The organism is Clostridium sp. chh4-2 (assembly GCF_002899675.1).
GTDB lineage: Bacteria > Bacillota > Clostridia > Lachnospirales > Lachnospiraceae > CHH4-2.
In genome coordinates this window covers 89,951-115,480 of the sequence record NZ_PKUU01000003.1, presented here as the reverse complement: position 1 = coordinate 115,480, position 25,530 = coordinate 89,951, and the positions used below count along the sequence as shown (strand labels likewise).

Genomic DNA, 25,530 nt, shown 5'->3' with positions numbered 1-25,530 from the left:
CTGCATATATGGCATTTAAAGCTCTGGTTTCGCCCAGTTTGACAGATTTATTCGTAGAAGAGCTAAAAAAAATGATTTTAACTCAAACATTAAAAATCGGAGAAAAACTCCCTCCAGAAAGACAAATGGCAGAAGAGATGAATGTCAGCCTTGCCGTGGTAAATGGTGGTATTACCAGACTGACAGCCAACGGATTCCTTCGAGTTGTTCCGCGAAAAGGAGTATTTGTAGCTGACTATGTGCGTGAAGGAAATATCTTTACACTGATAGATATCATGAACTTTCAAGGGCTAGGTTTCCAAGAAGACATTCTGGATCCTTTAATTGCATTCCGTCGTAGTGTAGAGAGTTCCGCACTTCTACATGCCTGTAAAAACCGTACAGATGAGAATCTCAAACAAATGAAACTGCTGACCGAACAAGCTGCTGCCAAAGAAAATATTCGTAATTTCCCGGAAATCGGATTTCGTTTCCATCATGAGATTGCCATCGCAAGCGGAAACATTTATTATCCAATGATGCTGCAGACATTTAAGCCTGTTTATCTTTTCTTCTATAGAAACTATGTCACGATTCAAAATCAATCAGAAAAAGTTGAAGAACTTATTGATCTTTATGAGGCAATCAAAAGAAAAGATATAAATGCTGCCAGTCTGCGTCAAACCGAACTTATCGATCAATGGGCTCGGTGCGCCAATATAAAAAAGTAATAGTTCCCAAAGCCTTGTACTCACTGAAATACTCAGTGTTTCCAATGCTTTAATAAATATTTCTTTCCCGCCGCCCTGATTGTTTTCCGTCTCATTGCTCGTGAATAGTAACCAACGCTGTAAACCGCAAACACGAAATTTATCTATTCTATTGACTAGATAAGGTAAATATGCTACATTGATTCTAAGGTACTACTTTAGGACGAAAGAGAATTGAGCAGTTAGGGATAGTGAAGGAAGGCAAAGATGATTGAGCCAGTTAACAAGAAGTCACTAAGTGACAGTGCGAAAGAGAATTTGAGAAATTACATACAGTCCCTGGATTCCAAAGCGTCCTATAAGCTTCCGGCGGAGAATGACCTGGCTAAGCTGCTGGGAATCAGCAGAAATACCATGCGCAGGGCGCTTAATGAGTTGGAGCAGGAGGGCTTGGTTCTGAGGATTCATGGGCGTGGGACCTTTATTAACCCGGAGGCGCTCCAGATCAAGGTGAATTTGTGCCTTATGATGGAATTTGGCACGGTCATACGCAGATGCGGGTATGACTCTGAAGTTTGCCTGTCTTCATTTTCCGTTGAAAAGGGAGAGAATGATGTATGCGCCCTGCTAAGGATTCCTTCCGGCAGCAAGCTGATACGGATTGAGAGAATCTATTATGCGGATAAGCATCCTGCTATTGTCAGTGTGGGATATATAAGAAGGGATTTGTTTGATGAGATGCCGCCAGAGGAGGAATGGGAGGAGACTCCGTATTTTTCTCTGCTGTCCAAATATGCGGGACGGGCTGTTGTCAGAGACAAGGTGGAACTGGAAGCCATTTCTCTTAACAAGATGGCCCGGTATCTGAAGGGGGACACGGCGCTTCAGAATGAATCTGTCCTTCTGCTGAAAGCCTGCAGCTTCGATCAGAAGAATGAGCCTGTGATGTATGGCATGGCATTTTACGATACCGATTATATCAGCTTTAATTTAATAAGAAATGAATGAATCTGGTACTTGGCACAGTACCAGTTTTCTTCACATTCTTTTAAAGAGGCTACCTTTAAACCTTATGCATTTGCCCGAATGGGCACGGCAAATAAATAATCATATGGAGGAAAATGAAATGGATACTATTGAAAAAAGGTTTCACCTCAGGGAACATGGGACAACCCTTCGCACAGAAATACTGGCAGGTGCCACCACATTTGCCACCATGGCATATATCTGTGTTCTCCAGCCCCTTTACATGAAGCAGGCGGGAATGGATGCGGTGGGGGTCCTGCTCTCCACAGCCCTGGTATCCGGCCTTATAACCATGTTCATGGGCTGGTACAGTAATATGCCAATTGCGTTGGCTCCTGGAATCGCGTCCAGTGTGGTACTGACCTTTTCCATTGTACAGTCAGGACTGGCAACCTGGGAAACGGGACTTGGGATGGTGATGGTTTCCGCATTGCTGTTCCTGATCCTCAGTCTGTTCAAACTGCGGGAAAAGGTGGTCGAGCTGATTCCAAAGAACATCAAGGTTGGAATCAGTGCGGGCCTGGGAGTTTTTATTATCCGTACGGCTCTTGTTAATGCAAAGCTGATTAACCCTGATTTCAGAGGGTTTGGGGATATGTCGGATCCATCCGTACGGCTGGCAGCCATCAGTACGGTGCTGTGCCTGCTGCTCAGCTTTGTGCGGATTCGTATAGGCAACAGGGAGTACAAGATACGCGCATCACTTCTGATTACTATCATTTTAGCTACGTTGATTGGGATTCCTATGGGGGTAACCCAGGCACCGAGCAGTTTGTTTACCCAAGGAGGGATTAAGGCATTGGGAAATGTGGCCTTTAAGCTGGACCTTTTGGGAGCACTGAAACCGGAATATGTGGCATTCATATTTGCATTTTTCATCAGCGATTTCTTTGGTACGCTGGCCACTGCGCTGGGACTGGGGGCACAGATGGGGCAGCTGGATGAAAACGGCAATCTGCCTGTGATCGGGAAAATATTTCTGGCGGATTCCATCGGTTCCGTTCTGGGTGCGGCCATGGGGTTGACCATCGTGACCAGCTATGTGGAGAGCGCGGCCGGCATAGAGGTAGGTGGAAAGACAGGTCTGTCTTCCATATTTACAGGCATATTCTTTTTATTTACGATGCTGTTCGCACCCATATTCCTCATGATTCCCACCGCGGCCACAACGCCGGTGTTAATCATGATAGGTATTTCTATGATGCAGGGACTGAAAACCGTGGATTATGAGGCTACGGAATGGACACCAGTGGCAATCCTGATTATGTCCACGCTGTTTTATGGTATTTCACAGGGCATCGGTATCGGGCTGTTCGCATACTGCATGATTAAAACAGCTTATTACCTGTTTACAGGGGAGAAGGGACAGATGCCGTCCCTTATGACCTGGGCATTTACAGTCCTTGCCTGTCTCCAGTTTGTCTTATAGAAAAGGAGGATATCGTGAAAGCACTACAAAATACGAACCGGAGCCGCCTGATTGAGGCCGTGCTCGGAAAGCGACCTGTTGACCTTACCATTGAGAATATCCGCTTGGTAAATGTGATTACAGGAGAAATATATCCAGCCTCCGTTGATATCGCCGATGGGATGGTGGTGATGGTGCGGGAGGGAAATACACAGACATGCCCCAATGCACTGGAACACTTTGATGGGGAGGGAAGATATCTGATACCGGGTTTTATCGATACCCACGTCCATGTGGAAAGTACCATGATGATTCCAGAAAACTTTGCCCGGGCGGTGCTGCCCTATGGGACCACCACGGTGATATCTGACCCTCATGAAATTGCAAATGTAATGGGAGTTGAGGGCATACTTTTCATGCTGGAAAATGCAAAAAAGGCCCCGCTGCGACATTATATGCTTGCATCCCCCTGTGTCCCGTCCGTTCCGGGCATGGAGGACAGCGGCAGCCTGTTTACGGAAAAAGAAATTGGGTTTTTGCTGGATCAGCCCGGGGTGATTGGAATTGCGGAACTGATGAATTATGTGGATATCAGCCATGACGATGAGCGGATGCACCGGATTATTGGAGAAGGCATAAAGCGGGGCGTATTTTTACAGGGTCATGCGCCCAGGCTCAGCGGCAGTCTGCTGGCAGCCTACAGGCTGGCGGGACCCATGAGCGACCATGAATGCAGGAGCGCTGAGGAAGCTATAGAAAAGACGCGGATGGGAATGCATGTGAACCTGAAGACCAGCTCCCTTTCCAACCATTTGCCGGAGGCTTTAAACGGGGTTAAGCAGCAGCGATGGAATGACAATGTTTCCCTGTGCACGGATGATGTCCATGCCCAGGTGATTTACACAGAAGGACACCTGAACCGGGTAGTGGGGCGCGCCATTGCATATGGGGCGGACCCTGTGGAGGCTATACGGTTTGCAACTTACAATGCAGCCAGGGAGTATGGTTTTGAGGATTTGGGCGCCATCGCCCCAGGATTTGCGGCGGATATGCAGTTGGTGGATGAATTGGACGGAAGACGTCCCTCCTGCGTGTGGATGGAGGGAAAGATGATAAGCAGGGAGGGAATCCTAATATGGGAACAGGAACCGTCCTATATAGAGTATCAATCCACAGTCCATCTTTCTTATCTGAAAGAGGCACAAGACTTTCTGCTAAAGGCGCCGTCCGGTGATATGGAGACTTTGGTGATACACAGCCGATGCGACGGTCCGTTTAACAAGGCATATTATGAGAAACTGCCGATTGTGAATCACTGTGTGGATTTGTCCGGCAATCCGGATCTGGCCTATGTGTGTGTCTGTAACCGGCATGGAAAAAACCAGAAGACCATATCGGTCATCCGTGGTTTTGGGGTTACATCAGGGGCCTTTGCTGCCACCGTGGCCCATGACTGCCACAATCTCGTCATGATTTACAGGAATCCGGAGGACGCCCTTCTTGCAGTCCGGCAGATAGAGGAGATGGGCGGAGGAATGGTTTACGCGGAGAACAGAAGGATTGCTGCTTCCCTGCCTCTTCCTGTGGCAGGAATCATGTCGTCCCTCACCTGTGACAAATTAGCGCCCCAGGTAGAAGCTATGGAGCAAGTTGTGAAAGAACGGTGCAATGGCAACTGGCTTTTAAAGCATGCCACCATATGCCTTGCTGCGCTGCCGGGCACCATTATAACGGACAAGGGGGTTATGGATGGGAACAGCCGGAAGTTCATGGACCAGTTTAGGACAAATATATAAGTATTGAGTCATGAATGCATGATAAAATAAGAATGGTAATAGTTGGAAAATTAAATTTTCTGGCTATTACCATTTTTCTTATGCATAAGTCCTGGAATGCCCATAAATCAATCATTCTCAGGCTTCTTCCTCCAACACATACGGAGTCGTCTGATAAACATAAAAGTTCAGCCAATTCGTATACAAGGTATTCGACATATTCCTCCAAGTCAGTACCGGCACAGAAAACGGATCATTATCCTCATAATAATTGCAGGGAAGTTCCGGCTGCAGTCCCTTCTTCAAATCCCTGTGATACTCGTTATTCAGCGTCATCCTGTCATATTCCGGATGTCCCTGAACAAATACCTGTTTTCCGTCCCTGCTCATAACCAGAAAGATTCCCGCCTCGTCGGATTCCGCCAGAATCATCAGGTCCTGCCGTTTCATCACATCTTCCCTTCTGACTTCCGTATATCTGGAATGAGGAGCCATAATAAAATCATCCATACTGCGCACCAGCGGCACCTTGCGGTTCAAAACACGATGGCGGTAAATGCCGGACAGCTTCGTCTTCCTCTCATACTTAGGAATACCGTAATGGTAATACAATCCGGCCTGGGCGCCCCAGCAGATATGGAGGGTAGACGTCACATGGGTCTTGGACCATTCCATAATCATAGTCAGCTCATCCCAGTAATTCACCTCTTCATAAGGCAGATTCTCCACCGGAGCTCCGGTGATGATCATGCCGTCGTATTTCTTCTTTTTAATCTCCGAAAAAGACACATAGAACTTATTCAAATGGCTGGCCGAAGTATTTTTGGAAATATGGGTGGAAAGCATTAAAAAGCTGCAGTCCACCTGAAGAGGCGTATTGGAAAGGGCACGTAAAAGCTGTGTTTCCGTATCCTCCTTAATGGGCATTAAATTCAGGATCAGAATCTGCAGCGGACGGATATCCTGGCTGACCGCCCGGTCCTCATCCATAATAAATATATTTTCAGCTTCAAGAATGGCCTTGGCCGGTAAATCTTTCTGTATTTTAATTGGCATATTTTTATCTCCTGTACTCTATCACTGCTGGTTCAGCATCTCTATAAAATCTTCTTCCGAAATAATCGGCACTCCCAGTTCTTTGGCCTTTTTATTCTTGGAAGAATTGGACGTTGTATCATTGTTGATCAAATATGTGGTTTTCGACGTCACCGAACCGGTGGCTTTGCCGCCTCTGGCCTCAATCTCCTGCTGAAGCTCCTTACGGTTTGCAAAATGTTCCACCGAACCGGTGATGACAAATATCATACCGTCAAAGATCTGGCTTCCCTCCTCCTGCTGCGGTTCCGCCTCGATCTCCAATTCCTCCAGCAGATGATCCACAATCCGGTTATTCTTTTCATCGGAAAAATAAGCGGTCCATGCGTCCGCCAGCACTCCTCCGATTCCGTCCACAGCGGTCAGTTCTTCCGCATCCGCATGGCGCATATCGTCAAAGTTATTTTTAAATGCCCTGCACAGCATCTTGGCATTGGCAAGTCCGATTCCCGTAATTCCCAAACCGTATATCACCCTTGGCAAAGTGGTATGTGAGGACACTTTGACCGCCTCAATCAGGTTATCATAGGATTTCTGGCCAAAACCGTCCATCTCCACAATTGCCTCCTGGTGCTGGTCCAAATGAAAAATGTCCGCATATTCATGGATGAAACCGGAACTGATGAATTTTTCCAGGGTTGCTTCCGACAATCCGTCGATGTTGAGCGCGTCCCGGCTCACCAGCAGGGAAAAGCTTTTAATCTTCTTAACCTGGCAGTCAGGGTTGGTGCAGTATAGGGATTTCACATCCACAACCTGACGGATCTCCGTCTTTCCGCCGCACACCGGGCAGATCTTAGGAATCTGTACCGTATTGCTCCGGGTCAGGTTCTCCGCAATCTGAGGGATGATCATATTGGCCTTATAGACCGTTATGGTATCTCCCTCTCCCAGCTCCAGCCCCTCTAAAATGCTGATGTTATGCACGCTGGCCCGGCTGACCGTAGTTCCTTCCAGCTCCACAGGCTCAAAAATCGCCACCGGATTGATCAGGCCGGTTCTGGACGGGCTCCATTCGATCTCAATCAATTTTGTTTCCCGTATCTCATCCGCCCATTTAAACGCGATGGAATTTCGCGGAAATTTGGCTGTCCTTCCTAAAGATTCGCCGTATGCGATATCGTCATAGGTCAGAACCAGTCCGTCGGACGGTATATCATATCCCTCCACCGCTTCGGCAAATTCCGCAACCGCGTCAGGCAGTGAATCCTTTGTCACTTCTTTATATTCCACCACATCAAATCCCAGCTTATGAAGCCACTCAAACTGCTCTTTTCTGGAATTGTTAAAATCCACCCCGTCCGCCTTTACCAGGGCAAATGCCTCGAAATTCACATTTCTCTGGGCTGTTATCTGGTTATTCAGCTGGCGTACCGAGCCGCTGCACAGGTTTCTGGGATTTTTGTATTTGGCGTCCACGTCATCGATTTCGTCGTTGATCCTGTTAAAATCCGAATATTTGATAATGGCTTCGCCTCTTAATATCAGCTGGCCGTCATATGCGATATTCAAAGGGATGTTGGAAAAGACTTTGGCGTTATTGGTGATCACTTCGCCAATCTCTCCATTGCCCCTGGTGACCGCCTTTTGAAGAGTGCCGTGGTCATAGGTCAGCACGATGGTCAGTCCGTCCAGCTTCCAGGAAAGCAGCCCCGCCTGATCCCCGATCCAGTCCTGAAGAGCCGCCACATCCTTTGTCTTATCCAGGGAAAGCATGGGGGAATCATGAGCTTCTTTGGGAAGCTCGCTGAGCACCTGATAACCCACGTTCTGTGTAGGGCTGGATGACAGCACAACTCCAGTCTCTTTTTCCAGGCTCAGCAGTTCATCGTATAATTTATCATATTCATAGTTGCTCATCAGCTCCCGGCTCTCCTGGTAATAGGCCTTGCCGGCTTCCGATAAAATACCAACTAATTCTTTCATTCTAAGAATTTTTTCGTCCATCCTGTTTCTCCTTATAGGGCAGATTCGTGGAATCCTTGATTATTTCTAAAAGCGTTTCATATTCTGCGGGAGTCACTTTGCGGTAATCCCCTGTTCTTAAATTGCCCAGTTGGATATTCATTATGCGCGTCCGCTTTAATTCCAGCACCCGATAACCCAGATATTCACACATCCGGCGGATCTGGCGGTTCAGCCCCTGAGTCAGAATTATCCGGAACCGGTCTTTTCCCACCGATTCCACAAAACACGGCCTGGTAACCGTATCGAGAATCGGAACACCGTCTCCCATTGCTTTTATAAATTCCTTGGTGACCGGCTTATTCACCTTAACCAAATACTCTTTTTCGTGTCCATTTCCCGCTCTCATGATCCGGTTGACCAGATCGCCCTGGTTGGTGAGCAGCAAAAGTCCCTCTGAATCCTTATCCAGACGGCCTATAGGATAAATCCGCACCGGATAATTCAGAAATTCCACGATATTTTCCGCCCTGTCTTTATCCGACGTGGTGCATACGATTCCACGGGGCTTATTCACAGCCAGCATCACCGGTTTATCCTTCTGTTTTCCGGCCTGTCCGCCCACCGGCTTTCCGTCGCAGACCACGGTCTGACCCTCTTCAATTTTCATTCCCGTGACCGCAGTTTTGCCGTCCACAGACACTTTGCCGCTTTCAATCAGCCGGTCGGCCTCCCGGCGGGAGCAGACTCCCATCTCGCTTAAATATTTATTCAGTCTAACCGGCATCTATGCCCTCCAGTTCAATGAAGATTGGTAAAGAAACAGGCGTCTCCGAAGCTGAAAAATCTGTATTTTTCCTTGATCGCTTCTTCGTACGCATGAAGCACGTGTTCCCGTCCCGCAAGAGCGGAAACCAGCATAACCAGAGTCGACTCAGGAAGGTGGAAATTGGTGATTAAGCAGTCCAGAATCTTGAACCGGTATCCCGGATAGATGAATATCTCCGTCCAGCCGCTTCCGGCTTTTAAAACTCCGTCCTCCCCTGCCGCCGATTCTATGGTACGGCAGCTGGTGGTTCCCACGCAGATCACCCGTCCCCCGTTCTTTTTCGTATCGTTGATCTTCTTCGCCTCTTCTTCCTCCACGATGTAGAATTCAGAGTGCATATGATGATCCAGAATATCATCCACCTTTACAGGCCGAAACGTTCCAAGCCCTACGTGAAGGGTCACATGGGCAATCTTCACGCCCATATCCTCAATCTCTTTTAACAGTTCATTGGTAAAATGCAGCCCGGCCGTAGGAGCGGCGGCAGATCCGTCATGTTTCGCATAGACCGTCTGATACCGGTTCTTATCCTTCAGCTGGTGCGTGATATACGGAGGCAGAGGCATCTGTCCCAGCTGATCCAGGATTTCTTCAAAAATGCCTTCGTAATGAAACTGGATCAACCGGTTACCCTCTTCCACCACATCCACCACGGTGCCTGTGAGCAGACCGTCCCCAAAGGACAGAACCGTTCCCGGTTTACACTTTTTACCAGGTTTTACCAACGTCTCCCAGATGTCATTTTCTTTCCGTTTCAGAAGCAGAACCTCGATCTTGGCCTGTGTATCCTCTTTGACGCCAAAAAGCCGCGCCGGTATAACCTTTGTGTCGTTGATTACAAGGCAGTCTCCTGGTTTTAAATAAGATACGATGTCACGGAAGATCCTGTGCTCGATTTCACCGGTTTCTTTATCCATAACAAGCAGTCTGGATGCGGAACGGTCATCCAACGGGTCCTGTGCGATTAACTCCTGAGGCAAATCAAAATAAAAATCTTTAACGTTCATACCTATCTCCATTCCTCCGCTGTCAGCGGTTTTACTCTGAAAAACATTTGTATGTAAAGTACAAAAAGCTTTTCCGCCCATAAACCTGTTTTATGGGCAGAAAAGCATCTGCATGCAGCTACTGCGCTGCTGTAGTTTCGATTTGTATATCCATCTCCGTCACCGGTTCCGACTGGGACTCTGTTTCTCCATCGCTTCCCTGTCCGTCTTCCGGCTGGCCTTCTGCCGCCGAAGTCTCACCTGCGTCTCCGGCCTGATCTCCATCCTCTGCCGGGGAACCGGATTCAATTCCGGTATAGATGCTGTTCAGCGTGGAATCATTGGAAATGGCTTCCTGTACCTGGGCATCCACCTGGGAAGAAAGCAGCTTAACATCCTCGGATACGTTCACCTTAGCTATGTAATCGGCAACTGTATCGTCAAAATCCAGGGTCATCACATACTGTCCTTCTGCATTCTTCTGCACATAACACATGGTTAAAACAGGAAGCGGAGTAGGCGCATCCTTGAATTTTATCTCATAATAAGGATAGACCACATAGGAACCTTCCGTCAGACCGTCCTTTGTATAGGCGATAATATTTTCATATCCTTCCACCACCTGAGCGGTCTTTTCCAGTTTTACCCGTTCTTCCTCTAACTCCTCCGGTGTCAGGGTCTGGCCAAATACTTTCGCCAGCGCTTCCGGATCGCAGTCCGTCTTTGCCTCGCAGTATGCCTCGATCAGCGCCTTGATCTCCGGAACCTCATCCTTTTTCAGCTCGTATTCCTCAAAGTTCTGAACATATTCTTTTGTATCCGGCTCTACGGTCTGTGATGTTTCATCCGTCACAGCCGCGGATGACGTAGTAACCGCCTCTGTAGTTGTCTCGTTATCGCTCTTTGGCGATTTGTCTGTCAGTAAGATGACAATGATCAATAATATAACGATAAACGGGATTATCATGAATTTGAGATACTTGCGCACCTCGTCATCCGACAGACCGTTATTCTTTCTGTTTCTTGACCTTCCCATGGCATGTCCTCCTGCAAGATTAGTCTTGCTATATTCTAACAAAAACACAAGCAAAAAGCAACAAAAATAACCACTTGCAGTTTTCGGAAAAATATAGTAAGATATAGGAGATGCGTCTGTAGCTCAGTGGATAGAGCAGTGGCCTCCGGAGCCGCATGCGGAGGTTCGATTCCTCTCAGACGCATTCTTTTTTTACCATAAGGGGAGTCAGACAATGGCTTTCCATTTAAGAGCTGTCATTTCTAACGTCTTACCCCGGTCAGTCAATATTTCAATTTCTTTGGTTTATATTACCATATTTCCCTCGTTTATAAAGATAATTCAATACAGTCGGTTATAATTCCTCAACGTTACTGCCAATAATGATTTAATATAGCGCCTGTATGATTTTGAAATCTTATTATCCGTTCTAATTCTTCTGTAACAGCATCACTATATGTGACAGTATTTTTAATACGGTCAAATGTCATATCTTGAATTACATATGTAGTTATGTTGTCTTCTAAATTTTTTTGCCAGGCAAAGGAAACGAATGCTACTAAAATATCATAATTTTCATCAAAATAAGCGGTTAAAGTATAGTCTATATCCCGAGGTCCATATTTCCCAGGATGCTTGTTGGAGACATATTTATAATAAGAGCCTAAAGTGTACAGTTCTCCGCCATACTCACCTCTATCGCTTATAAATTCCCCTAAAGAAGCTTTAAAAATGTCATATACATTTAGTGCAATATCGTAAACTTCAAGTGTTTTATCGAATCTAATTTCATCTTCATAGGTTTTATCATTTACCCTGTCATACGGTATCCAGTATCCCGGCTTTATTATATAATATTCAGCATAGCCAAAAGCGGAATCCTCTAAAACTTCAATACTATAATTGGGCAAAGATCTGTCGTATTCTCTGATATGATAATTTTTCAAATCATAATTTATGACATACTTTACACTATCAACAGATGAATATTGATAGAAAATATACTCCAAGCTTTTAATTTTAGAAAAATGTGAACCATATTTGTCTTTTTGATTCTTATAAAAATCATTCCATAAATCGACATCTGTTACAAGTTCGGCACTGCCATCATCTTCAATAAAATCCGTTTCCGTATAATAAATCCTATTGCTATTATCTTCCACTTTCTTTTCTGCTTTTTTACACCCTGATAAGCAAACAGACATAAGCAATGATACAATCAAAATTTTTTTATAAAATAATTTCATATTTTTATTCCCCCACATTAAAGCATTGCGTATCCCCTACTTTTTTATCATTCTGCCGATCATTTTCTGAAGATCTTCATCCCTGATTATTTCTCCATTTTCCGTATAAACCGCCCCATCAGAACCGATTCCCAAGCTCATCCGTTCCCGTTCCTCTTCATCATAAAAGTTCATTATAAATTTGATCTCCGCTTGATCCGGCTGTTCTTTTATAACATCATCTTTTTCCAGTATTTCCAATATTTTTCTTACCTCATCTTCCGTTAAATCATAGTCGATCCCTATTTGAAACTCATTTTCCGTGATCTCGTACAAATTAGCACTGACAATCCGATCCGCCGCACCGTTTTTTTCTTCTTTTCCAGACTCAATCAGCCCCTCCACCAAGTCCTGCAGTTCCTTATCTTCCCAACACCACTCAAAACCGGGGCCATCTTTTTCGGAACCGGCGGGCCATAACGCCTTCACAGAATAACCTTCCCCCTGCCATACCCGGACGCTGGAATAGCCTGACTGATTCTTTGTCACGCTGACTAATTCCGCCTGTTTCGGATATTTGCCCTTTAAATAACAAAGGTAATCCGCATAAGCAGGATAATACTCCTCTTCCCGGTCAACCGCCAAGTCCCGTGCCAGCTTGTCATAATCTGCCGGCGGCTGTTCCTCTGCCGTGCTTTCTTCTTTTTTAAACGGTAATCCAATCAATGTAAATGATGCCAATAAGATGATAAATAAACCTGCCAACACAAAAAATCTGCTGTTTTTCTTCATTACAAACACCCTCTCAAATTTCCGTGATCACGACAACCTCAGTTTTAAGTAGTCTCGATAAGATTGTTTCCAGCTGTTTTGATACGGAATAGAAGGTGTTGACTCTTCTCTGGTCTTCGTCCTCATCCTTTATCATCCCGTCTCCGTCATAATCAGCCATGCTTTTTAATCCGATCAAAATAGCTTCTCCCTTTACAATCCCCTCTCCATAGACGGACGGGAATATCTCAAACTGCTGTTTCGGATTCTTGCTGTTAACCGCTAAGACCTGTTTGTAAGTCTGTTCCATCATCTGTCCCGCATCTTTCAGAGTCTGTTCTCCGCCCTGTTTCCGGGCCAGGCGTTCCAACAGATCAATCTGTTCCGGCGTTAGGCGTTCGATGTGGACAAAGCTCCTGAGATAGAGATAATCCAGTCCCATCAGATCGTATTTCTGGTAAAAATCCATGTTGGATTCTCCTGCTTTTAAAAAGCCGCGCTCTTTCAGTCTGTTATCCAAACGATCCATTCCGCTCTGAGCCGTCAGATACATGCTGAACAGATATCTGTATAGGGCCTGAAGCTCCAGATACCGCTCCGTGATCCTTCCTGCCTGGAAAAGAGCGGGATTCTCTGTTATTTCCACCTGATTTACCGCTTCTGCTTCTTTTAAAGAAGGCAGGCTTAAACGGTTAACTGCATTCCACATTTCATCTAAAAATTCCATATTCTGCTCCTTAATTATATTGATAATATTCATAGTGCATGTGAGTTGTATTACCGTCTTTTTCTACAATTTTCTTGGGATCAATATAATACTTTTCCCCCCAGGATGACACGATATATCTTCCGTCTGACGTGCTTCCGGTGATCGTCATGGCATGGCCGCCGTCTATGTACTGAACCGTATTCCCATTGATATCCTGAATATTGCCATAGTGATAAGATATTACCACATACCCGTCTTTACACAGATCATTGATATTATTCAGGTCAACGTCCATAAAGGTTGTAATTTTCACATCCACGCCTTTTTCTTTCAGATACAGCTGGGTTCTGTATTCGCGGTCCAAGGTGCTGCTACCACGCCCTGTTTTATCCTTCAGGTAGTTGTAATTCTCCAATTTTCCGTCCTTTTTGGAATTATAATCCTCATAAAAATTGATGGCGTCCGAGCCGCCGGAAGAAACGTGGTTATCGGTTGCAGAATACAGATCAACCAGCATTTTATTATAATTCAAGTCTCCCTTATAATACATCGGGAAACCGAATGTTTCTTCAAATTCGGCCTCTCGTCCCTCATAAGCCGCAAATATCGTGTTCATAACTGCCACATATCCGCAGCCTTCACTGTTCAGCTTTTTGAGGAATGTCTCAATCTGTTTATCCGTCATGTCAGGATAATATTCCCTCACAATGCTGTACAGCTCCTTTTTCTCCGACCAAAATCCCCACTCGCTTTTCGGCCCTCCCTGATCTCCTCCGTAGGCACCCTCGTCATCGAAAACGATGGAGTCGATCTCATTTTCTTCCACCTGGGTTCCCCAACCGAAGAACGCCTGAACCTTGGCCCACCAGGATGAATCCTTAACATACTTTCCGGTCTCGCCGTCCCCGGAATCCGCATTCTCCGCGGCAGATGCATGGCCTGTAATCCCGTCTTCTGTCTTTTGGTAAAGGTTTGTAATCTGCTCCAACGCCTTGCCCATGCTTAAACTGTTGTTTTTCTGGTTCTCCGCCTCTGTAGCCAGACGTTTCAGCTTCATTTTAACCCTGTCATAGGATCTTGTATCTTCCAAGCTCCCGGATGCATTTAATATAATCTCCTTTATGCGCTCCACTTCGTCCGCGGTTTTTCTAAAATCACTTATCACGTTGCCGCAAGCGGATACCTTTATGCTGAAGCTGCCGTTGCTCATATCCCCGTCTCCTTTTGTCTCCTTGTTATACACTGTTTCTTTACGGGTATCATATCACATCACCCCCTACTCATTTCACAAATCTGATAAATGGTAACTTAATCATGACGAATGGCTGCTTGCTTTTTTGAAATGTTCTGTTTGACAGATATATGATAAACTAATAGAATTGTAACAAGCAGATTATTCTGGTCTTAGAAGAATAATCGATACCTGATAAATAAAGATTTGAAGGTGATATATAATTGATGAACATTAGAAAAGCGGAACTGGAAGATATTTCAAGAATTGCAGAAATTTTAGTATTTACAAAAAGGGTGAATTATCGTTCTATCTTTTAAAATGATAACTATTCGTTTGGAGAGATGCAGGTGCTGTCTGTAGCCCAAGAATATTTAGATAATCCAAGTGTCTTAAATGAAATTTGGGTTTATTATGATGAATTTGTCAAAGGATTCATTCATGTGAAAGATAAAGAAATCAAAGAACTTTATGTTGATCATTTTTTTGAAAATGAAGGTATTGGAGGGAAACTAATTGAATTTGCAATCAAAAATTTTAACGTCCAATATTTAATGGAACGCTAGAAGGAGCCGGAGAGGAAGAACCCAGTTCCTCCTTTCCCACATCCTTCCCGCCATCCATCCGGTTAAAACTTCAATATATTCAATCCGATTTCCTGGCTGAATTCACGATCTAGATCGCCGTCCAAAACTGTAACAAAGATCTCTGCCGTGGCGCTGATCACACACCGGTTCATATGGCCGCTGTAACATTTTTTCTCTTCCGGATTTCCGATGGACATATGTAAATGTATATAGATTTCTCCGTTCATACGGTTAATATTGCCGCCTAATCCCGTAATCTCAAAATTCCCGTCCAGCATTGTGCTGTGATACTTTTTTTCGTCTGCATCGAAAACTCCGAGAACCACCTCATTCGTCGCACCAATTCCGTTTACGATAGCGAGGCGGATATTTTCCTTCCTGGCAAGGCTTTCCAAAGAACTCATCACCTCTTCGCCCGGATCAAGGCGCACTCCAAATGTATTGCCAAACTTCTTATATTCCATATTTATCCTCCTCTTCTGCATTTCATAATATCATAGCATACCGATAGGAATATTACCACATAATTTTTAGGATAAGATCCCTCTGTAAATATTCAGATCATCATCCTTAAATACATTAAATATAACCCGGTCGATGCTTTCCGCATAGCTTTTCAGATAATCAATCACCGTATTTACCGCAATCCGGGCAGCTTCGCCGTTTGGAAAATGAAACTCTCCGGTAGAAATACAGCAAAATGCAATGCTTCTGTATCCATTTTCCACAAGACACTCCAGACATGACCGGTAACAGCTTTCCAAATCCGCTCTCAGCTGATCTGTCAGCCCATATCCCACAACCGGCCCAACCGTATGGATAACAGCCTTACACGGAAGATTGTATGCATTTGTTATTCTGGCGCTTCCTGTGGGCTCTTCATATCCGGCTCCGTATTTTTGACGTTCGGTCTCCATAATGCGGCTGCATTCTTCCCTCAGTTCAATTCCGGCGGCCGAATGAATCGCATTATCAATGCATTTATGACAAGGTATAAAACAGCCCAGCATCTGCGAATTCGCAGCGTTTACGATGGCGTCCGCCGCCAGTCTGGTGATATCCCCCTGCCAGATGCTGATTTTATCCGCAAAATCACTGCTGCTTCCATACTCTTCTTTTATTGTCGCAATATCCTCCAGCCTGACGATCCCTTTTTCTCTCGCTTCCTGCTGTAAAAATGCATCCTGTACTCTTATAACATCCGGATTCATCCTGCGGGGCATTCTGATGTTCATGAGGGACCGCAAAACCATTCGGCGCTCTTCCTTTTCCACCCGTAAATCTTTGTACCGGACCGAATCATTTTTAAATGCCTCCACCAGATAGTCCAGTCTGTCATCCTGCGTCATAATTACACCTCCTGCCCATACAAGTTTTCCATATCCGTCACAGATTTCTGCAGATCCTCGTCGATTCCAACCGCCCGTTCTCCAAAACTTTCCGGAACAAACGCTTCTCCCATGTTCAGACGGATTAACCGGAATGACTTATTTTCTCTCATCATTTTTTCAAATGGAAAGCGGATGATGACCGGCGTGTTAAAACCAACGCCCAGCTCTAAAAGCAGCGTTTTTTGTTTTATACAGCCTTCCAGATATCTGCCATAAGCCTTTGCCCTCTCCTGCCATTGTTCATCCTCCACAAAATACTGGTCGCAGCGGAGGTTCATAGCCATCGGCCCGTTACACACCGGACACTTAGGAACCATGCCGGAAGGAATTTTACAGTCACTTCTGACCTGATTCATCTCCGTAAACAGAGTACCCGCATCATATGTCTTTTGGTGGCATCCCTTTGCACATTGGATCAAACCGTAATCCCCCTGGGTTGGGAAAATGCGCTTTTCCCAAAAACCGGCTTTCCGGAACTGGTGGTCCACATTAGTTGTCAGCACAAAATACTCCTTATGCTTCACCAGATCAAACAGCGTTTGGTACAATGGAAGTGCCGGAGGAGCAATCCTGTTCATATACGCATGCTTCGACCAATACCCCCACCGCTCCTCCTCGGAAGGAAATGGATAAAATCCGGCGGAGTACATATCCGTCATTCCGTATTTTTCAATAAATTCTCCAAAATTATCCGTAAACCGGGCGCCGCTGTAGGTAAGACCGGCGGCAGATGAAAGGCCGGAACCGGCGCCTATTAAAACCGTATCGGCCTCCCTGATAAAGCGGACAGCTTTTTTTATCTGTTCCTCATAGGAATTTTTCTGAATGATATAATCATCCGCCGGCATACTGCATAAAAATTTTGTCCAATCCATCGCTTTCCTCTTTCTAAAAAAGGAATCCCATTAGCGGGATTCCTTAACTTTAACGGCTTCTTTATCCACATCACACAGATACCCGCTCATTTCCTCTTTGATATCTGCCAATGTAATCGATTTCAATTCATTTTCCATTGCCTCCTGTACCCGCTGCAGCTTCGGATCGAGCACTTTGTGAATAGTTCTCCCCACCGGACATTTAGAGTTGGGGTTATCGTGAAAATGAAACAGTTCTCCATTTTCCACACTCTCCACGGCGCGGTAAATATCCAGAAATGTGATCTCATCCAAAGGCCTGGCGGCTTTTGCGCCGCCGCTGCCCCTTGCCACTTCAACCAGGCCATATTTTTTCAACTGTCCTAATATATTTCGGATTATAACAGGATTCACATTGATGCTGGATGCCAGGAACTCGCTTGTTACCTTCATCTCTTCACCAAATGTATCTATACACGCAAATATATGCACCGCAATGGTAAATCTACTTGAAATCTGCATTCGCCACCTTCTCCTCACTTTGACACAGCATTTCGAATCATCTGTTCTCATTAGCCATATTATAACTTTTCGTTCCTGCGGAGTCAATGACTGTCATTTCCAGGTTATGTATTTTATAAGCTGTACTCTCTTGGCGGCCTGCCTGAAAAATCAGCAATCACCGCTTTCGCATCAGCCAGATAAAACACTTCAAAAATCGGATTGGACGGATCATTATACTGTCCCTTTACAATCGGATTCATCATACAAGCTTCTTTTATTTCCATATTGTCCTCAAAAACAGCTCTGCCGTTTAAACGAATCCAGGTAAAGGTGGGATCTGATACCGATACTTCGATTTCCGGGTTTTCCTGCATATCTTTATAAACATCTTTCTGATTATTGGTACAGAACCATAATTTTCCGTCTTTTTCCAAAATAAACATGAACGGGCGGCATTTTGCCTTTCCGTCACGGCCTACTGTTGCCAAATACTGAACCGGATTTGCCTGTAAAAATTCCACTACTTCTTTCATTGATATCCTCCATATGTTTTTCATTGTTAATAGTAATAATTTAGATCTGCGCAGTTGTAATATCTATCATTACATCAGCAATATATCACTATTTTGTTGTAATGTCAACAGTTACATCAAAACATATTTTAAATAAAAGATTGGATTGGAAAGCCAGGAAAAAAAGAAAACCGTGAGGGACAGTTAATCATCCAATCGGATAATTGACCGCCCCTCACGGCGCATTTTGTTTCATAACTAGTAAAAAATCGAAGTTATTGCATTCCAGATTTTCTTAAACACATTTACAATTTTAGCCCAAATCCCCACCTGAACCTCAGCCGGTTCTATATCGATGGAATTGGTATTTAAACTGTCCTCTGATATCTCCTGGGTTCTCAGGATTACCTGTATGCTGGCCGGTGTCGGATTTTTATCGGATGTGAAGGAGATCATATCCTCTTCCACGTCCAGGTTTAAGAAGTTCGTTTCATCTTCCACCTTATCGATCTCAGTTTTCACACTGTCCTTCAGTTCGTGAGTGGCATCCTTCACTTTATCTCTGGAAGACGGTTCCGCCGCCTTTTCAAAGATGTCGATTAATCCGTCCAGTGTCTTTTCAGTTCCCGATTCCACCGCAGCGCGGTTATTTTTTGCGGTCTGCTGTACGACTCTCAGTGCATTTACCAGACTGCTGCTGCCTTCGCTCAACAATGTGGCCGTTTCTCCGGCGTGATCCAGCATAGCGTGAAAACTGTCTTTATTCTCATTCACCGTTTGGTTCAAATCATAGACATTGGAAATCAAACTGTCCATATCTTCCAGCACATCACTTAACTTTCCGGCCACGCTGCTGGTTTCTCCGGCGGCTGACCGTCCTTTGGCTTTCACATCTCCGGTCACTTCTTTTATGCGGCCGATCAGGTTTCTGGAACTGCTGATCGCTTCCCGGTACAAATCGAAGATATCGCTTATCTGGCTGAGATCACTTGGGATATAGTCAGGGTCCAGGCTTCCAAGCTGGGCCATGATGGCCGCCAGCTGATCCGGGTCCACATAGCTTCCAAGCTGGTCCGACAGCTGTTCCATAATCTGTTTCAGCTTAACGACCGCTTCCTGGGCGGCTTCCCCGTCCAGATCAGCCTCGTCTCCCGTCATTCCTTCTTCCAGACGGTCCAGAGTGTTTTCCAGCGCATCCAATTTCCCATTAATCACATCTGCAATGGAATCCATCTGACCGGTATCAGAATGGCCGATATCATACTTTAATTCATCCAGATTTTCATGAAGATCATCCAGCTGCGCGGCCAATCCGCCCACACCGTCGCTGGAATCGCTCAAAGTATCCACCATATGATCCAGATCCGTGCTGATCTTATCCAATGTTTCCTTGCTGTTATTGATATCCGGAGCCAATTCCCCGATCTTGCTGCCAAGAGCCTGAAGCTCATCCAGCCCCATATCCGCATTGGCATAAAATGCATCTTTGGATGCGTCAAAGTTCTCCTTGGCCTTTTTCAGTTCCGCCAGGCCCTCTTTTGTAGAATCCATACCGCTTGTCACCCGGTCCAATTTATCCAGAATCTCATCCATTCCGTCAAGCAGTTCATCCGTGGAATCGGAAACGGTATCCTTGACCTCCTTGATGTCTTTGATCTCCTTCATCTGATCCAGCGTGCCCGGAATCATCAGCATGATAATTCCCATGGTCTCAAAATTGCTGGTTCCAATCTCAATATGAAATGTCTTTTCCTGCCCCGGAACTGCTGCAAATATAATCGCCTTATAAGTACCGATGGACTGGGTCTGCGATCCCGGCGCCGAAACGCTGTTCACATCCTCCATATCCACCAGGGTTCCCACCTGAAGGAGCATATTATTTTTATAATATTCATTTGCGGCCTCATTTGGCGTGCATTCCACGTCAATCTCCACCAGTCCGTCCGCCCCTAAAAGCTTCTGGGCCTCTATAGGCACTCCATTTAATTTATATGATATGTCAAATGTCCACGGCAGGATCACGCTGTCATTATTCAGCTGGCATTCATAGTAAAAACGTTCTTTAACATCCTGATCCAGCTGCCAGCTGACCCCTTCCTCAGTCATCACAGGCTGAGCATAATTGGACATATTGGTCACATCATTATATCTGCCGTAATCGGTAAAAGACCGGATTCCATTTAGATTGCATCCTTTAACTATGCTGGTTTCCTGGGGAGCCCCGTAATAATCCAGGTTCACATACAGCGCCTCATCCGTATCCACAGCAGGCGGTCCTGCAAATACTTCTGCTGCTGTCATGCAGCTAAGAAGTGCGGCGCTGAGTATTGACGCTGCTATTCGTTTTCTATTCTTCCACATTTTCATCCTCTTCGGCCTCCTTCTCTTCCAACTGTTTTTTCAGTCTATTTTGCCTGATCTTCTCCTGCCATATGTTCCACCGCTCTTTCAAGCTCTTTTTCGGATGTTCACCGTCTTTTATGATCCACCGGTCGGCCAGGGTCAGAAGATATGGAAGCAGGAACAGCACCATAACCACACTGATTAAAGCTCCCCTGCCGATCAAATGCCCCAAATCTGCAATGGCCGCAACAGAAGAAATCATATAAAGTCCATATCCCACTATGGTTAAGATGGAGCCGGAAGTCAGGATCGACAGCGCGCTTCTGGACACCGTGTGCTTTACCGCCCTGCCCTTTTCCTTATAATCCCTGCGGCTGTCCACGTAGTTATTGGTCATCAGAATGGAATAATCCACCGTGGCTCCCAGCTGTAAGCAGCTGACGATAATATAGCCCAGATAAAGCATTTTTTCCCCTTTAAAATACGGCAGCGCCATATTGAAGAAAATCGCCACCTCAATGGGGATCAGCACGATTAACGGCACGGTCAGTGACTTAAATGTAATCATAATAACGACCGCAACACCTAAAATGGACAAAATATTTACAAAGTTATAATCTTTCGTTATCGTGGTTTTAATATCCTGCGTAGAAGGGGTTACTCCCGTAACATACGCCCCTTCCGGATAATATTTCTTAACAATACGGTCGATTTCATCGGCACATTGGAATGCGAAATCACTTTCGTCCGATGTCTTTATGTACATCATAATCCTGCTGTAGTTATCCGTATGAAGCAGGCTGGTGGCGCTTTTCGGAAGAATGCTTTCCGGAATCCCTTCCGGTACGGTGCCGGCCAGCGATGTGACCGATCTGGTATAATACAGATCATCCAATTCGTCCGTCAGGGCTTTTTCCGTCACCATATTGGTATTCGGCACAATTGCCAGAATCAGATTGCTCCTTCCGAATTTGGCATTGATCTTCTGCTCATCTTCATACACCTTCGTTCCCGGGCTGGACCCAAGAGCGCTGTTTCCAAATGTAAATGAATTCATATTCTGCGCCACATACATGGGAATCACCAGAATCACAACCGCTCCCAACACAAAATACCGGACCTGGTAAACAAATGTACCAAGTTTATGAAAAGACGGCATAAAGGAACGGTGCGCCGTTCTCTCCACCAATTTCCCCCATCTAAGCAGCAGTGCGGGCATCAAAAACATGACAGTCAAAAGGCTGATCACAATTCCCTTTGCCAGAACAAATCCCAAATCCTTTCCAATGGTAAAACGCATCAGCATCAAAACGATGAATCCCACAATTGTAGTAGCCCCGCTGGAAAGGATGGAGGACATGGAACTCCGCAGCGCATTAGCTAAGGCAGGTTCCGGTTCCAATCCCTTATTCTTTTCCTTGATAAAGGAATGCAGCAGGAATACGGAATAGTCCATGGCGATAGCCAGCTGCAGAATCGACGCCACACTGAACGTCAAAAATGAAATCCGCCCGATGATAATATTCGTCCCCATATTGATGATAATCGCAATTCCCATCACCATCAAAAACATCACCGGTTCAAACCATGAGGTAGTGGTCAGGCACAGGATCACTGCGATCATGATCACACCCAGCACCATTGCGATTGAAATTTCCCGCATCAGCGTTTCACTCAACGATTTGCTCTGCACCGCAGATCCCATAAAATAACCTTTATCGCCGGTTATCTTTTTCATCTCATTAATCGCTGATTTCGTCAGGGCACTGCTGTCCCCTTCTTCAAATATAATATCCATCACCGCATAACTGTCCTTATAGTAATCCTGGATATTATCGTATTTTATGAATATATTGGCGCGGTATACATCCGTAGCCGTATCGGCCCACATCACCATATCCACCCCGTCCACATCGGCAATTCTGTCCTTATAGATCTTGGCCTCGTACAGCGAAACCGGCCCCACCATAACCCTGGCCGTGCCCGGATAGCCAAATTCTTCTTCCATAAGGTTTAATCCCTGCTTCGACGGCACATCGTCAGGCAGGTACTCGCTCAGGTCATAATTCACCTGCACAAAACAGACTGCGATAACAGAGAATATCACCGCTGCCGCAAAAATTTTCTCAATCAACCTGCCCTTTTTAATAATAAAGTCAATCATTCTGTCATCATCCTCTTTTCCATCTCCGCATAATAACATAATACGATTCTATTTCTTTGTAATTATACAAATGCCGCCAGTTGGTTGGTTTTTAGACAAAATTATAAAACTGTCTAAAAAATGATTCCGTAAACTCCGCATTTTCCGCCTGATGTCATATAATATAACGGCTCAGACATCTAAAAGTCAGGACACCGTCTTTTTTCGCATTTTTACGAAATTTCTTCTTGTAAAATATCCTGCCATCAGTTATAATAACCCTACATCTGAAATTTCTATATTTCATATTCCATTCCGGAAAACTACCCATTTCTTTTTTTATCCTTATTATCTTATTCTTTATATGTTTCTGCCCTCGCAGCAGTTTACATAAAACCATTTCTCAAGGAGGTATACGCATGGTATACACGTCATTTCTTAATGCAGTTAAACAACAGGTGGAAGATGCTCTCGGAGATTCCTATTCCGTCCAGATCCGCCAGGTGTCCAAAAACAACGGCCTTATCTTAGATGGGCTCTGCCTCAGCCCGCCGGACGGACAGGTTTCACCCACCATTTATCTGAATCCCTATTATCCCCTATATGAAAAAGGCATGACTCTGCAAGAGATCACCCAGGATATCCTGTCCATCTATCAGGACAATTCCACCCTGCCCAATATCGATACCAACGCTATGACTGATTTTTCCAATCTCAGTTCCAAAGTGGTCTACAGGCTGATCCAAACCGCCTCCAATCAGGAACTGCTGGATGATATTCCCCACATCCCCTATCTGGACCTTTCCATTGTATTCTATCTGTTTCTGGAAGAGACCAGTTCCGGCCAGATGACCGCCATGATCCACAAAGACCATCAGGCCTTATGGAACATATCCACCAACCAGTTCTATGAACTGGCAAAAGCAAACACCCCCGCCCTTCTCCCTCACACCATCAAAAGCATGACCGATGTGATGAAAGAGATCGCGGCCGACTGGCTGGGCGAGGATTATCAGGAAGAATACATGGACCAGCTGGACAACGAGGAACATCTCTCCCCTCTCTACGTTCTTTCCAACCGTTCCAATATTAACGGAGCCGCCGCAATCCTGTACCAGGGAGTATTAAAAAACTTCGCGAATCAGCTGGATCAGGATCTTATCATCCTGCCTTCCAGCATTCACGAAGTTCTGCTGCTGCCCTATGATGAAACTACGGATATCAACACGCTCAATGAGATGGTCATCTCCATCAACCAGTCCGAGGTTCCACCCGAAGACCAGCTTTCCAACCAAATCTATCTCTATTCACGTTCTGAAAATCAACTCTCTCTGCTCACTAACTCTTCTGTCCCAATCGGAACAAAGAATCCATAATAAATACTGCCATCGCTATGGCTCCCGCTATCTGCAGCGTCTCCATCAGATAATACGTGGATAAATCCGACGCGCTGCGGATCATATAATATACACAACGGTAAATCGAAGCTCCCGGTACGGAAGGCAGAATACCAGCCACTAAAAATACGGTAACTGGAACTTTAAACATCCTGGCAAATATATGGCTGATCAAAGCCACCACCAAGGTGGATACAAAAGCCGCAAAAATCACGGAATCCGTATAATTCATGGAAAGCATATAGATGACCCAGCAGGCCGCTCCCACAAACCCGGCATGAAAAACATACTTTGGAGGCACTTCCAGAATCAAAGCAAAACTGATGACTGCCAGAAATGCACCGATCGTCTGAACTACCATACGGAAACACCTCCCGCCAGCTGACTGAAAAACGCCATTCCCATACCTACGCCCGCAGCTACCGCAAGAGCGATGACAACCGCTTCCAGCATCCTGGCCGCTCCTGCCGAATAATCGCCGTTCAGCGTATCGCGGATCGCAGTAGTGAAGATCACTCCCGGCACAAGAGGCATAATGCACCCGATTATGATAATGTCCCGCTGCAGCCCCGGAAACAGCCACTGTTTCAGCGCCAAAGCCGCTACCGCAATGGTGAAAGCCCCCAGCGAAGTCTGGCAAAACGCATTTAAACGGAATCTGCCCGACAGCCACATAACCCCTGCCAGCAGCGCCCCTCCAAATGCCGCCGCAAGACAATCCGCCAACCCGCCGCCCAATAACAGGGCAAAGAACGTACCGGCTCCCACAACCCCTACATTATTCATCCACGGCCTGTACCTCTGCATGGTTCTGACCTGCAATAGCTGCTCATGGGCCTCTTCCACAGTCACCCGTCCATTACAAAACTCTCTGGACACATTATTCACCATGTAGACCTTATTCAGGTTCGTGGACCGGTCCGCCACCCGTCTGGCAACCGTAATCGGCTCAATAGCCGGATCATTTAAGGTTACAAAGATTCCCGTGGACAACACGATGGCCTCCGACGTCTGTCGGTTGGCCCTTCTCAGCATGCGGTTTATGGTATCTTCCACCCGGTAAATCTCCGCTCCGCTCACAAGCATAATCTCACCTGCCAAAACCGCAGTCTCCACAAGCAGTTTATCATTCAT

The 25,530-nt window shown here is 45.6% G+C and carries 24 protein-coding genes and 1 tRNA gene; 7 read left to right on the top strand and 18 right to left on the bottom strand.

Annotated features, from left to right (window positions below; translation table 11 throughout):
- The first annotated feature begins 8 nt into the window (after positions 1–8).
- The 4 genes from C0033_RS03980 to C0033_RS03965 all read left to right on the top strand — a co-directional run bounded on the left by C0033_RS03980 (position 9) and on the right by C0033_RS03965 (position 4,919).
- Positions 9–710 carry a GntR family transcriptional regulator gene (locus C0033_RS03980; protein ID WP_103226584.1) on the top strand — a complete coding sequence of 234 codons (702 nt, stop codon included), beginning with the start codon at positions 9–11 and terminating at the stop codon, positions 708–710.
- Between the two features lie 246 nt (positions 711–956).
- On the top strand, positions 957–1,697 hold the full coding sequence (locus C0033_RS03975) for a GntR family transcriptional regulator (protein ID WP_103226583.1): 741 nt from the start codon (positions 957–959) through the stop codon (positions 1,695–1,697).
- A gap of 118 nt (positions 1,698–1,815) precedes the next feature.
- Positions 1,816–3,144, top strand: a complete 1,329-nt coding sequence (locus tag C0033_RS03970) for an NCS2 family permease (protein ID WP_103226582.1) — start codon at positions 1,816–1,818, stop codon at positions 3,142–3,144.
- A 14-nt stretch (positions 3,145–3,158) separates the two neighbouring features.
- Positions 3,159–4,919: an adenine deaminase C-terminal domain-containing protein gene (locus C0033_RS03965; protein ID WP_242984405.1), complete on the top strand. Its 1,761-nt coding sequence runs from the start codon at positions 3,159–3,161 to the stop codon at positions 4,917–4,919.
- A 117-nt stretch (positions 4,920–5,036) separates the two neighbouring features.
- Here C0033_RS03965 and metA read toward each other — a convergent pair whose 3' ends face one another.
- From metA to C0033_RS03940, 5 genes are all read right to left on the bottom strand, one after another.
- Positions 5,037–5,954, bottom strand: a complete 918-nt coding sequence (gene metA / locus C0033_RS03960; RefSeq protein ID WP_103226580.1) for a homoserine O-succinyltransferase — start codon at positions 5,952–5,954, stop codon at positions 5,037–5,039.
- Positions 5,955–5,975: 21 nt separating this feature from the next.
- Complete coding sequence (ligA, locus tag C0033_RS03955) at positions 5,976–7,940, bottom strand: NAD-dependent DNA ligase LigA (protein ID WP_103226579.1); 1,965 nt, start codon at positions 7,938–7,940, stop codon at positions 5,976–5,978.
- Positions 7,921–8,685: a pseudouridine synthase gene (locus C0033_RS03950; RefSeq protein WP_103226578.1), complete on the bottom strand. Its 765-nt coding sequence runs from the start codon at positions 8,683–8,685 to the stop codon at positions 7,921–7,923. Before C0033_RS03950 ends, ligA begins: the two co-directional genes overlap by 20 nt.
- Positions 8,686–8,699: 14 nt before the next feature.
- Positions 8,700–9,734, bottom strand: a complete 1,035-nt coding sequence (gene queA, locus C0033_RS03945) for a tRNA preQ1(34) S-adenosylmethionine ribosyltransferase-isomerase QueA (protein WP_103226763.1) — start codon at positions 9,732–9,734, stop codon at positions 8,700–8,702.
- 118 nt (positions 9,735–9,852) lie between these two features.
- On the bottom strand, positions 9,853–10,749 hold the full coding sequence (locus C0033_RS03940; protein WP_103226577.1) for a hypothetical protein: 897 nt from the start codon (positions 10,747–10,749) through the stop codon (positions 9,853–9,855).
- A 112-nt stretch (positions 10,750–10,861) separates the two neighbouring features.
- Here C0033_RS03940 and C0033_RS03935 point away from each other — a divergent pair.
- Positions 10,862–10,933 (top strand) — tRNA-Arg (locus tag C0033_RS03935).
- Between the two features lie 166 nt (positions 10,934–11,099).
- On the opposite strand, the gene C0033_RS03930 is transcribed toward C0033_RS03935, so the two are convergent.
- The 4 genes from C0033_RS03930 to C0033_RS03915 are packed head-to-tail and all read right to left on the bottom strand — an operon-like array spanning position 11,100 to position 14,644.
- Positions 11,100–11,975 (bottom strand): hypothetical protein, encoded by an 876-nt coding sequence (locus C0033_RS03930; protein ID WP_146043728.1) that lies wholly within the window; start codon positions 11,973–11,975, stop codon positions 11,100–11,102.
- Between the two features lie 36 nt (positions 11,976–12,011).
- Positions 12,012–12,746: a hypothetical protein gene (locus C0033_RS03925; RefSeq protein WP_103226575.1), complete on the bottom strand. Its 735-nt coding sequence runs from the start codon at positions 12,744–12,746 to the stop codon at positions 12,012–12,014.
- A 13-nt stretch (positions 12,747–12,759) separates the two neighbouring features.
- Positions 12,760–13,485, bottom strand: a complete 726-nt coding sequence (locus tag C0033_RS03920; RefSeq protein ID WP_180994551.1) for a hypothetical protein — start codon at positions 13,483–13,485, stop codon at positions 12,760–12,762.
- Complete coding sequence (locus C0033_RS03915) at positions 13,463–14,644, bottom strand: hypothetical protein (protein WP_103226573.1); 1,182 nt, start codon at positions 14,642–14,644, stop codon at positions 13,463–13,465. Before C0033_RS03915 ends, C0033_RS03920 begins: the two co-directional genes overlap by 23 nt.
- Positions 14,645–15,015: 371 nt before the next feature.
- Here C0033_RS03915 and C0033_RS03910 point away from each other — a divergent pair, with 371 nt between their 5' ends.
- Entirely contained in the window at positions 15,016–15,231 is a 216-nt protein-coding gene (locus C0033_RS03910) for a hypothetical protein (protein ID WP_146043727.1), read from the top strand.
- A gap of 62 nt (positions 15,232–15,293) precedes the next feature.
- Here the strand turns inward: C0033_RS03910 and C0033_RS03905 are convergent, their stop codons facing one another.
- The 7 genes from C0033_RS03905 to C0033_RS03875 all read right to left on the bottom strand — a co-directional run bounded on the left by C0033_RS03905 (position 15,294) and on the right by C0033_RS03875 (position 23,059).
- Positions 15,294–15,716 (bottom strand): PPC domain-containing DNA-binding protein, encoded by a 423-nt coding sequence (locus tag C0033_RS03905; protein ID WP_103226571.1) that lies wholly within the window; start codon positions 15,714–15,716, stop codon positions 15,294–15,296.
- 66 nt (positions 15,717–15,782) lie between these two features.
- The gene (locus C0033_RS03900) at positions 15,783–16,601 is read right to left on the bottom strand and encodes a protein-ADP-ribose hydrolase (protein WP_103226570.1); all 819 of its coding nucleotides are present in this window, start codon (positions 16,599–16,601) and stop codon (positions 15,783–15,785) included.
- A gap of 2 nt (positions 16,602–16,603) precedes the next feature.
- On the bottom strand, positions 16,604–17,518 hold the full coding sequence (locus tag C0033_RS03895; RefSeq protein WP_103226569.1) for a Sir2 silent information regulator family NAD-dependent deacetylase: 915 nt from the start codon (positions 17,516–17,518) through the stop codon (positions 16,604–16,606).
- 30 nt (positions 17,519–17,548) lie between these two features.
- Positions 17,549–18,019: an Rrf2 family transcriptional regulator gene (locus tag C0033_RS03890; protein ID WP_103226568.1), complete on the bottom strand. Its 471-nt coding sequence runs from the start codon at positions 18,017–18,019 to the stop codon at positions 17,549–17,551.
- A 113-nt stretch (positions 18,020–18,132) separates the two neighbouring features.
- A complete protein-coding gene (locus tag C0033_RS03885; RefSeq protein WP_103226567.1) occupies positions 18,133–18,534 on the bottom strand; it encodes a pyridoxamine 5'-phosphate oxidase family protein in 402 nt (133 codons plus the stop codon).
- A 237-nt stretch (positions 18,535–18,771) separates the two neighbouring features.
- Entirely contained in the window at positions 18,772–20,880 is a 2,109-nt protein-coding gene (locus tag C0033_RS03880) for a hypothetical protein (protein WP_242984404.1), read from the bottom strand.
- Positions 20,861–23,059 (bottom strand): MMPL family transporter, encoded by a 2,199-nt coding sequence (locus tag C0033_RS03875; protein ID WP_103226566.1) that lies wholly within the window; start codon positions 23,057–23,059, stop codon positions 20,861–20,863. The genes C0033_RS03880 and C0033_RS03875 overlap by 20 nt, the downstream gene beginning before the upstream one ends.
- A gap of 359 nt (positions 23,060–23,418) precedes the next feature.
- Between C0033_RS03875 and C0033_RS03865 the strand changes: the two genes are divergently transcribed.
- Complete coding sequence (locus C0033_RS03865) at positions 23,419–24,375, top strand: DUF5688 family protein (protein ID WP_103226564.1); 957 nt, start codon at positions 23,419–23,421, stop codon at positions 24,373–24,375.
- Here C0033_RS03865 and C0033_RS03860 read toward each other — a convergent pair.
- Both C0033_RS03860 and C0033_RS03855 read right to left on the bottom strand, forming a co-directional pair.
- Positions 24,338–24,757 carry a threonine/serine exporter family protein gene (locus tag C0033_RS03860; RefSeq protein WP_103226563.1) on the bottom strand — a complete coding sequence of 140 codons (420 nt, stop codon included), beginning with the start codon at positions 24,755–24,757 and terminating at the stop codon, positions 24,338–24,340. The genes C0033_RS03865 and C0033_RS03860 overlap by 38 nt on opposite strands.
- Complete coding sequence (locus C0033_RS03855; protein WP_103226562.1) at positions 24,751–25,530, bottom strand: threonine/serine exporter family protein; 780 nt, start codon at positions 25,528–25,530, stop codon at positions 24,751–24,753. Before C0033_RS03855 ends, C0033_RS03860 begins: the two co-directional genes overlap by 7 nt.

Coding starts and splice junctions, on each gene's coding strand:
- C0033_RS03970 (WP_103226582.1), top strand. CDS start 1,816: ATGGATACTATTGAAAAAAGGTTTCACCTCAGGGAACATGGGACAACC.
- C0033_RS03940 (WP_103226577.1), bottom strand. CDS start 10,749: ATGGGAAGGTCAAGAAACAGAAAGAATAACGGTCTGTCGGATGACGAG.
- queA (WP_103226763.1), bottom strand. CDS start 9,734: ATGAACGTTAAAGATTTTTATTTTGATTTGCCTCAGGAGTTAATCGCA.
- ligA (WP_103226579.1), bottom strand. CDS start 7,940: ATGGACGAAAAAATTCTTAGAATGAAAGAATTAGTTGGTATTTTATCG.
- C0033_RS03980 (WP_103226584.1), top strand. CDS start 9: ATGGCATTTAAAGCTCTGGTTTCGCCCAGTTTGACAGATTTATTCGTA.
- C0033_RS03855 (WP_103226562.1), bottom strand. CDS start 25,530: ATGAATGATAAACTGCTTGTGGAGACTGCGGTTTTGGCAGGTGAGATT.
- C0033_RS03930 (WP_146043728.1), bottom strand. CDS start 11,975: ATGAAATTATTTTATAAAAAAATTTTGATTGTATCATTGCTTATGTCT.
- C0033_RS03895 (WP_103226569.1), bottom strand. CDS start 17,518: ATGGATTGGACAAAATTTTTATGCAGTATGCCGGCGGATGATTATATC.
- C0033_RS03900 (WP_103226570.1), bottom strand. CDS start 16,601: ATGACGCAGGATGACAGACTGGACTATCTGGTGGAGGCATTTAAAAAT.
- C0033_RS03875 (WP_103226566.1), bottom strand. CDS start 23,059: ATGTTATTATGCGGAGATGGAAAAGAGGATGATGACAGAATGATTGAC.
- C0033_RS03880 (WP_242984404.1), bottom strand. CDS start 20,880: ATGAAAATGTGGAAGAATAGAAAACGAATAGCAGCGTCAATACTCAGC.
- C0033_RS03860 (WP_103226563.1), bottom strand. CDS start 24,757: ATGGTAGTTCAGACGATCGGTGCATTTCTGGCAGTCATCAGTTTTGCT.
- C0033_RS03885 (WP_103226567.1), bottom strand. CDS start 18,534: ATGAAAGAAGTAGTGGAATTTTTACAGGCAAATCCGGTTCAGTATTTG.
- C0033_RS03890 (WP_103226568.1), bottom strand. CDS start 18,019: ATGCAGATTTCAAGTAGATTTACCATTGCGGTGCATATATTTGCGTGT.
- C0033_RS03920 (WP_180994551.1), bottom strand. CDS start 13,485: ATGAATATTATCAATATAATTAAGGAGCAGAATATGGAATTTTTAGAT.
- C0033_RS03975 (WP_103226583.1), top strand. CDS start 957: ATGATTGAGCCAGTTAACAAGAAGTCACTAAGTGACAGTGCGAAAGAG.
- C0033_RS03865 (WP_103226564.1), top strand. CDS start 23,419: ATGGTATACACGTCATTTCTTAATGCAGTTAAACAACAGGTGGAAGAT.
- C0033_RS03915 (WP_103226573.1), bottom strand. CDS start 14,644: ATGAGCAACGGCAGCTTCAGCATAAAGGTATCCGCTTGCGGCAACGTG.
- C0033_RS03950 (WP_103226578.1), bottom strand. CDS start 8,685: ATGCCGGTTAGACTGAATAAATATTTAAGCGAGATGGGAGTCTGCTCC.
- C0033_RS03905 (WP_103226571.1), bottom strand. CDS start 15,716: ATGGAATATAAGAAGTTTGGCAATACATTTGGAGTGCGCCTTGATCCG.
- C0033_RS03925 (WP_103226575.1), bottom strand. CDS start 12,746: ATGAAGAAAAACAGCAGATTTTTTGTGTTGGCAGGTTTATTTATCATC.
- metA (WP_103226580.1), bottom strand. CDS start 5,954: ATGCCAATTAAAATACAGAAAGATTTACCGGCCAAGGCCATTCTTGAA.